The organism is Pseudomonas laurentiana, from assembly GCF_014648275.1.
GTDB lineage: Bacteria > Pseudomonadota > Gammaproteobacteria > Pseudomonadales > Pseudomonadaceae > Aquipseudomonas > Aquipseudomonas laurentiana.
Genome location: NZ_BMQU01000002.1, coordinates 52,818 through 65,790, shown reverse-complemented (window position 1 = coordinate 65,790; position 12,973 = coordinate 52,818). Strand labels below are relative to the sequence as shown.

Below are 12,973 nucleotides of genomic sequence, written 5' to 3'. Positions count from 1 at the left end.
TGCTACCGCCTTCGTTTGGGTGCCTTTAACAAGGTGAAACGGGAAACCGGTGCATCGCAGCGTCTATCAATCGCCTGCGACCATTCCGGTGCTGCCCCCGCAACGGTAAGCGAGGAAAGCGTCTAGACCACTGTGCCAGCTGCGGCATGGGAAGGTGACGCTCCAGGCTGAGCACAGTGCCAGCCCTCGTAAGCCCGGAGACCGGCCCAACACAGAATTGACAAACCCGCGGTGGGCGGGCGCTGTTGCAACCTCTGGGCGAATCCGTCCACGGGTTCCCTGCGCTTGCCTGTTGCCGATAAAACTCCAGAGGAAAGCGCCATGCCTATCACTACCGCCCACAGCCACTCCGCCGCCGTCAGCAGCACCCGCAGCCAGCGCCTGGTCGTCGCGATCGGCGCATCGCTGCTGGGCTTGTGCCTGGTTTACTTCGCCGGCTTCTCGCACATTGAGGCCGTTCATAATGCGGCCCACGATACCCGTCATAGCGCTGCATTCCCTTGCCATTAAGGGATAACACCATGATCAAGCACATTGCCCGCACCGCCGGTTTCACCGGCCTGCTCGCCGCCCTGCTGCTGACGTTGCTGCAGAGCCTGTGGGTCACGCCACTGATTATCAAGGCGGAAACCTATGAGAGCGCGGCGCCAGTCGTCGAAACCCATAGCCATGACGCGGGTGCCGCCGCACATCATCATGATGCAGAAGCCTGGGCCCCCGAAGATGGCTGGCAGCGCCTGCTGTCCACCACCGGCGGCAATCTGGTAGTGGCTGTCGGTTTTGCCTTGGTGCTGGCGGCGCTGTATACCTTGCGCGCCCCTGGCGGCCTGGCCGCGGGTGCACTGTGGGGCCTGGCAGGCTTTGCGGTGTTCTGTCTGGCTCCGACGCTGGGGTTGCCGCCAGAGCTGCCAGGCACAGCCGCTGCCGACCTGGCACAACGTCAGTTCTGGTGGATCGGCACTGCTGCAGCCACCGCTGTCGGCCTGGGGTTGATTGCATTCGCCCGCAACGGTTTGCTCAAGGTGCTGGGCGCCGTGCTACTGATCATCCCTCATGTTATCGGTGCGCCGCAGCCAGACGTGCACGAGGCGCTGGCACCAGAAGCGCTGGAAGCTGAATTCAAAGTCGCTTCCCTGCTGACCAACGCCGCCTTCTGGCTGGCATTGGGTCTGGTCAGCAGTTGGCTGTACCGTCGCCAGAGCCAGGCATAATGCCTGAACGGCCCAATCCGTTGCGGGTGTTCGCCGGATTGGGCTGTCGCCGAGGCTGTTCGGTGACGGCCTTGAGCGATCTGCTGGATCAAGTTCTGCAAGCCCACGGCCTCACCCGCGATAGCCTTGGCGGCATTGCCAGCATCGAGCTGAAAAGCCAGGAGCCCGGCCTGCATGCCCTCGCCGCCCAGCTCGGCATTCCGCTACTGTTTTTCAGTGCTGCCGAGTTGGCGGCTTTTGAATCACGCCTGACCCACCGCTCGATCAATGCCTTTACGCACAGCGGTTGTTACGGCGTAGCTGAAAGTGCTGCGCTGGCGGTGGCCGAACAGCTCGATGCAACTCCCGCGCAGCTCTGTGTTTCCCGCCGCACCAGCATCAATGCCACCCTGGCATTGGCTTGCGGCAGCACCTTTGGCAGATAATCCCGCCTCGCCTCGACTTTAAATTCAGGATGTGCCCATGACCGTTTATTTCATCGGTGCCGGCCCCGGTGACCCGGAGCTGATTACCGTCAAGGGCCAGCGCCTGATTCATCGCTGCCCGGTGATTATCTACGCCGGCTCCCTGGTTCCCGCAGCAGTGCTCGAAGGGCACCGCGCCGAAACCGTGATCAACAGCGCCGAGCTGCACCTGGCGCAAATTATCGACGCCATGCGTGAAGCACATGCCAAAGGCCAGGATGTTGCCCGTGTACACAGTGGCGACCCTAGCCTATACGGGGCCATAGGCGAGCAGATTCGGCATCTGCGCGAACTGGCTATCCCCTTCGAGATCATTCCCGGCGTCACCGCGGCCGCTGCCAGTGCCGCCCTGCTGGGGTGCGAGTTGACCCTGCCGGAGGTCTCGCAGAGCGTGATCCTCACCCGCTATGCCGACAAATCGCCGATGCCGGCCGGCGAAGAGCTTGCCAATCTGGCAACACACAAGGCCACGCTTGCCGTACACCTGGGTGTACAGCACCTGGCAAAAATCATCGAAGAACTGCGCCCACACTACGGCGGGGATTGCCCCATTGCCGTGGTGCACCGGGCTACATGGCCAGATCAGGACTGGGTCAAAGGGACACTGGACGATATTCTGCCGCAGGTGCAGGCTAAAGGCTTCCGGCGTACAGCGTTGATTCTGGTCGGCCGGGTGCTGGCTGCCGATGCCTTTGCCGAGTCGGCGCTGTACCGCGCCGGACACGCACACCTGTACCGCCCCTAGACAACCTCCGCAGCAGCACACCCATTCAGTCCGAAGGAGTCGACCATGCTTGAATTGCGCCCCAACTGTGAATGCTGTGGTACTGATCTTCCGGGGGACAGCACGGATGCCTTTATCTGCTCCTTCGAATGCACCTACTGTCGAGACTGCAGCGACCACACCCTGAAGGGGCGGTGTCCGAACTGCGGGGGACAACTCACTGCGCGTCCGCCCCGAGTGGGTGCAGCATTGGCCAGGAACCCTGCGTCAACACTGCGAATCGTCAAGGACAAGGGCTGCTCCAGCCGCTAGTTTGCACAGCCTCCCCAGCGAAAAAAATCATTGCGCGCGTCCTCATTTGAGGATGCGCTGCCGGCGTTTTTGCACCACAACCCGGCATGTATTACCTTGGCTGTAGGGCGTTTCTTTTATCCTGCGCATAATTTCCTACGCTTCTATAATCTCCATACTCATCAGACCCCATTCGACGTATCGTAGGCTGCTTGCCGACAACGGCCAGGCGCGCCTTCCTGAGAGAATCAAGAAAAGGCCCACATTTACGACAAGGAGTTGCGCGATGGCGAAGGTCTTGATCGTCGACGATCACCCAACGATCCGCATTGGCTTAAAGATGCTGCTGGAGCAACACCGTTACCACGTGGTCGGTGAGTCCGGCGACGGCGTCGAATCGGTGCAACTGATTCGAGAACTCAAACCTGACGTTGTCGTTCTTGATATTGGCATCCCCCGCCTAGATGGCCTTAGTGTGCTCAAGCGCCTGCGCTTGCTTGAGCCGCCTCCTCGCATTCTGGTTTACACCGGGCAACCTGCAGAACTGTTTTCCCGCAGGTGCCTGGATGCAGGTGCGTCGGCTTTCGTTCACAAGGAAGAGACGGAACAGTCTTTCCTGGCTGCCTTGAAAGCCGTTGTTTCCGGTTACGCGTACTTCCCCGACATGTCCTTGCGCGGCCCGATGGCCAGTGAGGGGGAACGCCTGACGGACTTGTCTGATCAGGAAATGGTGGTGTTGCGCTTGCTGGCAGCAGGTCGCTCCAACAAGGACATAGCCGAGGAGATGATGCTCAGTCCAAAGACCATCAGCACCTACAAAACCCGGATCATGGAGAAGCTACAGGTCAGTTCGTTGGTGGAAATGGTCGATCTGGCCAACCGTAACCTGACATGAGACCTCTACGGCTGGCGCCCTTGCTCTGCTGCCTGGCGTTACTGGCAGCCAGCCTCGCCGTGGCCGATGAACAGGGTGAGCCACGCAATCTGCTTGCCCGCTCATTGAGCAGCAGCAAACCATTGTCCTTGTCGGTGAACGACCGTCAGTGGTTAAACGGCAAGCGGGTACTGGTGTTGGGCACCTCAGCCCCAGACTATCCGCCGTTCGACATCAATCTCAGCCAAACCGACTACGAAGGCCTGACAGCCGATTACGCGGGCCTGGTTGGCGAACAATTGGGAATGCCGATTGAGGTGCGTCGGTTCTCCAGCCGTCGCGATGCCATCGCAGCCCTGGATGCAGGTCGCATTGACTTGCTGGGCAGCGCCAACGGTTATGAGGCTGCAGATACCGCGCTGATGCTGAGCCAGCCGTATGCCGATGATCAACCCATCATCGTTACGCCTCTGGGCAAACCCCGCAGTGCAGAGGACCCGCTGGCGAATGTGACATTGGCCATGGTGGATCACTACCTGCCAGAGGAAGAGGTTCGCCAGCTTTATCCCGCGGCTCACTTGCAGCTCTACAACTCCACCCTGAGTGCCCTGTCTGCCGTGGCCTTGGGCCAAGCCCAGGCCTATTTCGGTGATGTCGTCAGTTCCGACTATCTGATTGGCCGGTACTTTCAAGACAGCCTGCATATATCGCATTTTGTAAAAAATGACCGAAGCAGTTTTTCCTTCGCGCTCTCACGCGATAATCAGACCTTGCTACGGCTGGTCAACCAGGCACTGGGCAGTATTGCAGACAGTGACCGTCTGAATGTGCTGCGCCGCTGGAGCAGCGGCAATGCGAGCATCCTGCTCGACCGCGAAGTGTCATCACTCAATGCTAGCGAACGCGCCTGGATCAAGCAGCACCCCATCGTACGGGTTGCAGTGAACAGCACCTACGCGCCGCTGACGTTTATCGATGACAACCAGCATTACCGTGGCATTACCATCGACTTGCTGGAACAGATCACATTACGCACCGGGTTGAGGTTCGAGTTCGTCGACGCCCCTTCGGTATCGGCAATCATCGAGCAGGTCGAGCAAGGTCAAGCCGACATAGCCGGCGCCCTGATGTACGGGCCGTCTCGAGATGCCCGGCTCAGCTTTACACGCCCGTACCTGGCCAACCCGCAGGTGATTGTCACAAGCCTGCGCGATGACGCACCACAGAGCCTCGAACAGCTCAAAGGTCGACGCCTGGCGGTCGTGCGCGACTACGCCTTCAAGGAACAATTGCTGAAACAGCACCCGGACATTCAGTTGGTCGAGGCACCGAATGCCATGGCGCTGATGGAGTACGTCGCGCAAGGCCGGGCAGACGCCGCCATCAGCACTCACCTCAATGCTGTCTACTTCACCCGGCGCCTGTTCAAGGACCGTTTGCGTATTTGTGCAACGCTCGGTGATACACCGGTTACTGCGGCCTTTGCCACCGCCCGCGATGCCACCGTTCTGCATTCGATTCTGAACAAGGCCTTGTTGAGCATCCCGCCTGACGAAATGATCCAGTTGACCAACCGTTGGCGGACCAATGCACTGATCAGCAACGATCTTTGGCAGAACTACCGCGCACTGATCCTGCAGATTTTGATTGGGGCAGGCCTGGTCATCGGCGCCATCTTTTTTTGGAACCATTACCTGCGCAAACTGATCCGGCAACGCACTGAAGCCGAACAGGCATTGCAGGAACAGTTGGGCTTCAGCAAACGCTTGCTTGAAGAGCTGCGTCAGGCGAAGGAGCAAGCCGATTCTGCCAACAGGGCAAAGAGTACCTTTCTGGCGACCATGAGCCATGAGATCCGGACACCGATGAACGCCGTCATCGGCCTGTTGGAACTGGCGGTCATCGATGCCGAGCAAGGTCGTGCAGACCCTGCTTCGCTAAAGGTTGCCTCTGATGCAGCCAATGGTCTTCTGGAGCTGATCGGCGATATTCTGGACATCGCCCGAATCGAGTCGGGGCACATGACGCTGACACCACAACCAACCGATCTGTTGGCAGTGATCAACGCCACCGTGCGCATGCATGAAGGCAGCGCCAGGCTCAAGGGGCTGACATTGCAATCCAACCTGCAGAGCCCGTTGCCCGGCCTTGCGGTGATTGACCCTCTGCGTTTCAGGCAGGTGCTGTCAAACCTGTTGAGTAACGCCATCAAGTTCACCGAGCGCGGCCAGATCACGATCAACCTGCGAGCCGACAGCGCCCCTACAGACCCGCACATGGACCTGCAGCTAGACGTGGAAGACACCGGTATCGGCATCAGCGCCGATGACCAGGCACGCTTGTTTAGCCCGTTTGTGCAGGCCAACCATGAACTGTCCCAACAAGGTACCGGCCTGGGGCTGGTCATCAGCCGTACGCTGTGTGAACTCATGGGTGGGCGTCTGACCTTGCACAGCACGCTTGGGCAAGGCACCCGGATCTGTATCGAGCTGTACGTACCGCGGGTCGACGCCAGCAGCGTGCCAACCTTGCCAACGGAGGATGTACCCTCGGACAGGGTCGCCCCGACACTGAACATCCTTGTCGTCGATGACTATCCGGCCAACCTGATGTTGCTGGAGAAGCAACTCAGCGTACTCGGGCACCGTGTCACCTTGGCAAATGACGGCAGCACTGCGCTGCAAGCCTGGCAGAACCAACGTTTCGATGTGGTCATCAGCGATTGCAACATGCCCATCATGGATGGTCATGAACTGACGCGGCGCATCCGCAGCGCAGAGGCCGAGAGCAACCAGCCGCCCTGCTTGATCCTCGGCCTGACCGCAAACGCGCAAGCCGAAGAGCGCGAGCGCTGCCTGGCCTCTGGCATGAATGACTGCCTGTTCAAGCCGATCGGCCTGAACGAATTGCGCCGCCATTTGCACACTTCCGGGGCCGACGCGGAGGTCGACGCTGCACCCGTAGACAGTGTCAGCGATACAGGCAGTAGCGGCTTTGATATCGATAATCTGCGCTACTTGACGCTGGGTGATCCGAAACTGATAACACGTCTGTTGGGTGAACTGGCACAGAGTAACGCCGAAGACCTCCAGGCATTACAAGCCCTCGGCCCTGCGCCTACGCTTCAGGATCTGCGTGCACTGGCGCACCGAATCAAGGGGGGCGCGAAAATGCTCAAGGCCCGCGGCGTCGTACAGTGCTGTGAAGCGGTTGAGCAGGCTTGCGCCGGAAAACCCTCACCGCGCGCCTTGCAGGCCCTGATCCTGAACCTGGAAACAAGCCTGATCGACCTGGATGCGCACTTGAATCAACGCACCAGGGTCCACTAAGGCTCAGTGCAGGCTTACGTACTTTCGCGAACGACCAGCTCGAACCCCAGGTCCTGCGCCTGTTGCAGGCCTTTCTTGCCGTCCAGCACTGCCAGCAGTGCTTGCGCCGCGCACCGTCCAACAGCCGCGCGTGGTGTACGTATCGAGGTCAATCGGGGTACCAGGTGAGCCGATGTGGGCAGGTCGTTGAACCCCACCATCGCAACACGCTCCGGCACTGCAATACCCTGGCGCAACGCCTGAAATATCGCGCCCTGCGCCAAATCGTCGTTGCAGAAGAAAATGCCATCGAGGTCAGGGTGCTCGGTAATCAATTGGCTGAAAAGCTCCCCCCCTAACCCAATGGACGAAGGCTCCGGTGCCAGCAACTCCAGTTCCGGCGCTTGCAAGCCCGCTTCGGCCAATGCCTGGCGGAAGCCTTCTGCACGCTGCATGACGCGCGGGTCCAACTGCGCGGCAATAAAGCCCAACCGGCGTCGTCCACGGGCCAACAGGTGCTGCGCTGCTGCCCGGCCAGCATCGCGCTGCGAGAAGCCTACCGAGATAACACCCTCTGCACTGCTCACCTCCATCATGTGCACACACGGCACCGCACTGGCGCTCAGCATCCGCTGCGCTGCTTCGGTACGGTCGAACCCAGTGAGCAGGATGCCGCAGGGCTGATAGGCCAGGTAGTTCCTGATCAGGTTTTCTTCTTCGGTCTGGTCGTAGTGGTAGTTACCGATCAAGACCTCCAGGCCGCGCGGACGCATGACCTCATGGATCGCTTCAAGGGTATCGATGAACAGGTGGTTGGACAGCGACGGGATCAGCACCACCACCGACTGGCTTTGCGCCGACGCCAATGCGCGCGCTGCCGGGTTGGCGATGTAGCCCAGCGTCGACGCTGCAACCTGGACCTTTTCAACCAGCTCAGGGGCAACCGTGCTGACCCCGCGCAATGCGCGGGACGCTGTAATCGGGGAAACCCCGGAAAGTCTGGCCACTTCTGCCAGGGTGGGACGACCGGTAGTACGGGAGCCGATGCGGGTCATGTGCCTGATATTTTTGTCTTGCAAAGAGTGGGGAACGGGCACTAAGGTAGCGCTGTCCCATGCGTCAGGCAATGCAAAACTGCGTGCACGTTGCAAAGGGCACCCAGACTGCTAACTACAAAATCAATAACATCTGGGCAGGTAGCGTCCGAGCCATTCACTCGACCGGCCAAAGACAGCGCTATCTTGCCTCGCAGGAGGTACCGATGAACTCTCCCCTGTCCGCGATAGTGGTAATGGGCGTAGCTGGATGCGGCAAGAGCTGCATCGGTTCTGCCATTGCCGAGCGCAGCGGCGGTCGCCTGATCGAAGGCGATGCCTTCCATCCTGCCGCCAACATCGAAAAGATGAGCGCCGGCATTCCACTCGACGATCAAGACCGCGCTGGCTGGTTGATTCGCCTGGCAGAAGAACTGCAGGCCACGATCATGGCGGGCGAACGTCCTGTTCTCACGTGTTCTGCCCTCAAGCAACGCTACCGACAAACCTTGCGTGATGCCGTGCCAGGGTTGTGTTTCGTCTTCCTGGAACTGTCGCCTGAAGAGGCCACCCGAAGAGTCCGCGCCCGTCCCGGGCATTTCATGCCGGCCAGCCTGATCGACAGCCAGTTCGCAGCCCTTGAAGTCCCTCATGGTGAACCCTTGACCCTGGCACTGGATGCCACCTTGCCGGTCGAGCAACTGGCAGATCGGGTGGATCAATGGCTAAAGCCCTTCGGTGAGACGGTGTTGGCGCAAACGGCCTGATTACGACCGATTCTCCGGCTCACCAAAGATAGCGCTATCTCAGACAGTTCAAGCACTACCCGCACTGCCCAAAATAAAGACAATATGAGGCTCTGAACCATGTTCGGATTGGCAACTGACACGTATTTGCTCCTGGATGCTTTGGTCACCATCATCGGCTTGGTGCTGCTGATAACCCACTTCAAAGTCCACCCTTTCGTCGCCCTGACCCTGGCTGCCGGTTTTCTCGGCCTGACCTCCGGCATGCCGGTAGCCAAGGTCATGAAGTCATTTCAAGACGGATTCGGTGGTGTGCTGGGCTTCGTCGGGATCGTCCTGGCATTGGGCACCATGCTCGGTAAGCTGATGGCCGATTCTGGGGGCGCCGACCAGATCGCACAGACGTTGATCCGCGCGTTCGGCAAACAGTATGTCCATTGGGCGATGATGTTTGCGGCCTTTCTGGTAGGCATTCCACTGTTCTTTGAAATCGGCTTCGTCTTGCTGATTCCATTGGTGTTCATCGTTGCCCGGCGCTCCGGGGTGTCGTTGATCAAGATCGGTATTCCGCTGCTGGCCGGGCTGTCCGTGGTGCATGGGCTGGTACCGCCACATCCTGGCCCGCTGCTGGCGATTGGCATTTTCAACGCTGACATCGGCAAGACGATTTTCTATGGGTTGATCGTCGCGCTGCCGACCGCGATTATCGCCGGCCCCCTGTATGGCAACTTCATTTCACGTTACATCCCAGGATCGCCCTCACAGGCGTTGATGGAACAGATTGCGCGTGAGTCCAACCAGCAAAACCTGCCCAGCTTCAGCGTGACGCTGATCACCGTGCTGTTGCCGGTGTTCCTTATGCTGCTGAAAACCTTCGCAGACGTTGTACTGCCAGCCGAGCATGTCTTTCGGCAGTGGATGGACCTGATCGGGCACCCGATCACCGCCCTCCTCGCGGCACTGCTGCTGGCGTTCTACACCTTCGGCTCAGCCCGCGGCTTCAGTCGCCAGCAGATCATGAAGCTGCTGGACCAAAGCCTGGCCCCTACTGCCGCCATCGTGTTGATCGTTGGCGCCGGTGGTGGCTTCAAGCAAATGCTGGTCGATACCGGGGTTGGCAATGTGATCGGGCAGATGGCCGTACAGGCGCAGATTTCCCCCATCATGCTGGCGTGGTTGGTGGCCGCGGTGATTCGTATCGCCACGGGATCAGCGACGGTCGCAACCATCACGGGCGCGGGAATCGTTGCACCGGTGATCGGGATGATTCCAGGGGTGAACCGCGAATTGTTGGTACTGGCCACGGGGGCCGGCTCGTTGATTCTGTCTCACGTCAACGATGCGGGGTTTTGGCTGGTGAAGCAGTACTTCAACATGACCGTCGCGCAAACGTTCAAGACCTGGAGCATGATGGAGACCCTCCTCTCGGTGGTCGGCATCATCTTCATCATGCTGCTGTCGTGGGTGGTTTGATCACACTGGCGCCGGGCTGACCGGCGCCAGCGCGAGATCAGAACGCAGCCTTGAAGATCGCCTCAATCTCGGCCTGGTTCGCCGGACGTGGGTTGGTCAGGCCACAGGCATCCTTCAGCGCATTGGTTGCCAACGTGGGGATATCCTCTTCGCGTGCACCAAGTACCGCCAGACCGGCCGGAATATCGATAGCCCGTGCCAGGCTGACGATCCCGGCAATGGCCGCATCGCTGCCCTGCTCTGCGGTCAAGCCATTGGTTTCGATCCCCATGGCCTTGGCCACATCGCGCAAGCGCGCCGCACTGACGCTGGCATTAAAGCGCTGTACATGCGGCAGCAGCACCGCGTTGCAGACGCCATGAGGCAAGTCATAGAAACCGCCCAGCTGGTGAGCCATCGCATGCACATAGCCCAGAGAGGCATTGTTGAAGGCCATGCCTGCCAGAAACTGTGCATAGGCCATGTTCTCCCTGGCCTTGAGGTCACTGCCTTCGGCAACCGCCTGGCGCAGGTTCTCACTGATCAACTCAATCGCTTTCAGTGCACAGGCATCGGTAATCGGCGTAGCCGCCGTCGACACATACGCCTCAATCGCATGGGTCAGTGCGTCCATGCCGGTTGCGGCAGTCAGTGACTTGGGCATGGCAACCATCAGCGCCGGGTCGTTGACCGACAACAGCGGCGTCACGTTACGGTCGACAATGGCCATTTTTACGTGGCGTGCCTCGTCGGTAATGATGCAGAAACGGGTCATTTCACTGGCAGTACCGGCTGTGGTGTTGATGGCAACCAGGGGCAACTGTGGCTTGGCCGAACGATCAACACCTTCGTAGTCGCGGATATGCCCGCCGTTGGTAGCGCACAGTGCGATGCCCTTGGCACAGTCATGGGGTGAACCGCCGCCCAACGAGAGGACAAAGTCACAGCGCTCACGCTCCAGCATCGCCAGACCTTGCTCGACGTTGGCGATGCTGGGGTTGGGCTTGGCGCCATCGAAGATTGCCGCATCAATGTCGCGCACCGCCAACTGCTCGGAGATCTTGTAGGCCACGCCAGCCTTGGCAAGGCCACTGTCTGTAACGATCAAGGCCTTGCGAAAACCATGAGCGGCAATCGCGTCCATGGCCTCTGTCAGGCAATCGATACCCATGATGTTGACTGCTGGAATGAAAAACGTACTGCTCATGACCCAATCCCTCATGCAATGTGCGATTGCACTCAGGATCTACCTCCGGGCCAATTCGTGTGTTGATCTGAGGCAACGCAGGGTTCAACCCAGAAACAACTGGTAGGCCGGGTTATCCGTTTCATCCCAATAGCGGTAGCCCATGGCGTCCAGCGCTGCCGGCAACTCGGCACGCTCTTCCTCAGGGACCTCGAGGGCGGCAAATACCCTGGCTTCGGCGGAACCATGATTGCGGTAGTGGAACAGGCTGATGTTCCAGCGCTTGCCCAGTCGCTCAAGGAATGCCAACAAGGCGCCAGGGCGTTCCGGAAACTCAAAGCGCAGTACCCGCTCGTGGGCGCCCGGCCCGGCATGGCCACCCACCGTGTGACGAACATGCAGCTTGGCCAACTCATTGTCCGTCAGGTCGAGCACGTTGTAGCCCTGCTCCCGCAGGCTTGCCAGCAACTGCGCGCGCGGGTCGCGCTGTGGGTGGGTCTGCACGCCAACGAACAAACGGGCCTCTTTCCCGGGGTAGTAGCGGTAGTTGAATTCGGTGATCTGACGCTTGCCCAGCGCCTGGCAGAATGCCCGGAAACTGCCCGGTTGTTCCGGGATCGTCACGGCAATGATTGCCTCACGCTGCTCCCCCAACTCGGCCCGTTCGGCAACATGGCGCAGGCGATCGAAATTGACATTGGCCCCCGAGTCGATGGCGACCAGCGTCTGCCCGCTCACCCCACGTGAAGCCACATAACGCTTGATCCCGGCGACGGCCAATGCACCCGACGGTTCGGTGATCGAGCGGGTATCGTCATAGATGTCCTTGATCGCCGCGCAGATCTCATCGTTACCCACGGTGATCACCTCATCCACGAAGTGACGGCACACGTCAAAGCAGTGGGCACCGATCTGCGCCACTGCCACCCCGTCGGCAAAGCTGCCCACCTGCGGCAACACGACCCGCTCCCCGGCGGCCATTGCCGCTTGCAGGCAGTTGGAGTCCTGCGGCTCGACACCGATGACCTTGACCGACGGGCGCAGGTATTTGACGTACGCCGCAATTCCGGCGATCAAACCACCGCCGCCGACGGGTACGAAGATCGCATCCAGGTTGCCAGGCTGTTGACGAAGGATCTCCATGGCAACAGTACCCTGCCCTGCAATGACATCCGGATCATCGAATGGCGGCACAAAGGTCATGCCCTCCGAATCGGCCAACATCAGCGCATGGGCCAGGGCCTGAGGAAAGCTCTCGCCGTGCAGTACCACCTGGCCGCCACGGGAACGTACACCCTCGACCTTCAGCTCAGGGGTGGTGGTTGGCATCACGATGGTGGCGATCATGGCCAGTTCGCGGGCGGCCAAGGCAACGCCCTGAGCATGATTACCCGCAGAAGCGGTGACCACACCACACGCGCGCTGCGCCGCAGTCAACGCGCTCAGCCGGGTATAGGCACCGCGGATCTTGAAGGAAAAGGTGGGCTGCAAGTCTTCACGCTTGAGCAGCACGTCATTGCCCAGCGCTGCGGATAGCGCCCGCGCGGATTGCAGAGGCGTTTCAATTGCCAGGTCATACACCGGTGCGGCAAGGATCCGCCGCACATAGTCCGACAGCATCGTGGTCAAGACAGTCGGTGCGCTGGGGCAAGCAGTAAGGCTGGTCATCGGTGACTCCTGGTT

The 12,973-nt window shown here is 60.0% G+C and carries 12 protein-coding genes and 1 riboswitch; of the genes, 9 read left to right on the top strand and 3 right to left on the bottom strand.

Features of this window, described 5'->3' with window-relative positions; all coding sequences use genetic code 11:
* Positions 1–224, top strand: a riboswitch (cobalamin riboswitch).
* A 97-nt stretch (positions 225–321) separates the two neighbouring features.
* The 7 genes from IE038_RS02270 (at position 322) to IE038_RS02240 (ending at position 6,893) form a co-directional block, all read left to right on the top strand.
* A complete protein-coding gene (locus tag IE038_RS02270) occupies positions 322–510 on the top strand; it encodes a CbtB domain-containing protein (RefSeq protein WP_163933795.1) in 189 nt (62 codons plus the stop codon).
* 11 nt (positions 511–521) lie between these two features.
* Positions 522–1,211, top strand: coding sequence for a CbtA family protein (locus IE038_RS02265; RefSeq protein WP_163933792.1), 690 nt, complete (start codon positions 522–524; stop codon positions 1,209–1,211).
* On the top strand, positions 1,211–1,636 hold the full coding sequence (locus tag IE038_RS02260) for a cobalamin biosynthesis protein (RefSeq protein WP_163933789.1): 426 nt from the start codon (positions 1,211–1,213) through the stop codon (positions 1,634–1,636). The genes IE038_RS02265 and IE038_RS02260 overlap by 1 nt, the downstream gene beginning before the upstream one ends.
* Positions 1,637–1,673: 37 nt before the next feature.
* Entirely contained in the window at positions 1,674–2,420 is a 747-nt protein-coding gene (cobM, locus tag IE038_RS02255; RefSeq protein WP_163933786.1) for a precorrin-4 C(11)-methyltransferase, read from the top strand.
* Between the two features lie 45 nt (positions 2,421–2,465).
* Positions 2,466–2,711 (top strand): DUF1272 domain-containing protein, encoded by a 246-nt coding sequence (locus tag IE038_RS02250; RefSeq protein WP_163933783.1) that lies wholly within the window; start codon positions 2,466–2,468, stop codon positions 2,709–2,711.
* Between the two features lie 265 nt (positions 2,712–2,976).
* Positions 2,977–3,585, top strand: coding sequence for a response regulator transcription factor (locus IE038_RS02245; RefSeq protein ID WP_189395043.1), 609 nt, complete (start codon positions 2,977–2,979; stop codon positions 3,583–3,585).
* A complete protein-coding gene (locus IE038_RS02240; protein ID WP_163933780.1) occupies positions 3,582–6,893 on the top strand; it encodes a transporter substrate-binding domain-containing protein in 3,312 nt (1,103 codons plus the stop codon). Before IE038_RS02245 ends, IE038_RS02240 begins: the two co-directional genes overlap by 4 nt.
* Positions 6,894–6,907: 14 nt before the next feature.
* Here the strand turns inward: IE038_RS02240 and gntR are convergent, their stop codons facing one another.
* Positions 6,908–7,927, bottom strand: a complete 1,020-nt coding sequence (gntR, locus tag IE038_RS02235; RefSeq protein WP_163933778.1) for an HTH-type transcriptional regulator GntR — start codon at positions 7,925–7,927, stop codon at positions 6,908–6,910.
* Positions 7,928–8,133: 206 nt separating this feature from the next.
* Between gntR and IE038_RS02230 the strand changes: the two genes are divergently transcribed.
* Positions 8,134–8,673, top strand: coding sequence for a gluconokinase (locus tag IE038_RS02230; protein WP_163933774.1), 540 nt, complete (start codon positions 8,134–8,136; stop codon positions 8,671–8,673).
* A 99-nt stretch (positions 8,674–8,772) separates the two neighbouring features.
* Positions 8,773–10,125 (top strand): GntP family permease, encoded by a 1,353-nt coding sequence (locus IE038_RS02225; protein WP_163933771.1) that lies wholly within the window; start codon positions 8,773–8,775, stop codon positions 10,123–10,125.
* Positions 10,126–10,162: 37 nt separating this feature from the next.
* Here IE038_RS02225 and yiaY read toward each other — a convergent pair whose 3' ends face one another.
* Both yiaY and ilvA read right to left on the bottom strand, forming a co-directional pair.
* A complete protein-coding gene (gene yiaY, locus IE038_RS02220; protein WP_163933768.1) occupies positions 10,163–11,311 on the bottom strand; it encodes an L-threonine dehydrogenase in 1,149 nt (382 codons plus the stop codon).
* Between the two features lie 84 nt (positions 11,312–11,395).
* Positions 11,396–12,958, bottom strand: coding sequence for a threonine ammonia-lyase, biosynthetic (gene ilvA / locus IE038_RS02215; RefSeq protein WP_163933765.1), 1,563 nt, complete (start codon positions 12,956–12,958; stop codon positions 11,396–11,398).
* Positions 12,959–12,973 lie beyond the last annotated feature (15 nt).

Excerpts from the sequence above, each read along its gene's own strand:
- IE038_RS02270 (WP_163933795.1), top strand. The coding sequence starts at position 322 with ATGCCTATCACTACCGCCCACAGCCACTCCGCCGCCGTCAGCAGCACC.
- gntR (WP_163933778.1), bottom strand. The coding sequence starts at position 7,927 with ATGACCCGCATCGGCTCCCGTACTACCGGTCGTCCCACCCTGGCAGAA.
- cobM (WP_163933786.1), top strand. The coding sequence starts at position 1,674 with ATGACCGTTTATTTCATCGGTGCCGGCCCCGGTGACCCGGAGCTGATT.
- yiaY (WP_163933768.1), bottom strand. The coding sequence starts at position 11,311 with ATGAGCAGTACGTTTTTCATTCCAGCAGTCAACATCATGGGTATCGAT.
- ilvA (WP_163933765.1), bottom strand. The coding sequence starts at position 12,958 with ATGACCAGCCTTACTGCTTGCCCCAGCGCACCGACTGTCTTGACCACG.
- IE038_RS02230 (WP_163933774.1), top strand. The coding sequence starts at position 8,134 with ATGAACTCTCCCCTGTCCGCGATAGTGGTAATGGGCGTAGCTGGATGC.
- IE038_RS02240 (WP_163933780.1), top strand. The coding sequence starts at position 3,582 with ATGAGACCTCTACGGCTGGCGCCCTTGCTCTGCTGCCTGGCGTTACTG.
- IE038_RS02225 (WP_163933771.1), top strand. The coding sequence starts at position 8,773 with ATGTTCGGATTGGCAACTGACACGTATTTGCTCCTGGATGCTTTGGTC.
- IE038_RS02245 (WP_189395043.1), top strand. The coding sequence starts at position 2,977 with ATGGCGAAGGTCTTGATCGTCGACGATCACCCAACGATCCGCATTGGC.
- IE038_RS02250 (WP_163933783.1), top strand. The coding sequence starts at position 2,466 with ATGCTTGAATTGCGCCCCAACTGTGAATGCTGTGGTACTGATCTTCCG.
- IE038_RS02260 (WP_163933789.1), top strand. The coding sequence starts at position 1,211 with ATGCCTGAACGGCCCAATCCGTTGCGGGTGTTCGCCGGATTGGGCTGT.
- IE038_RS02265 (WP_163933792.1), top strand. The coding sequence starts at position 522 with ATGATCAAGCACATTGCCCGCACCGCCGGTTTCACCGGCCTGCTCGCC.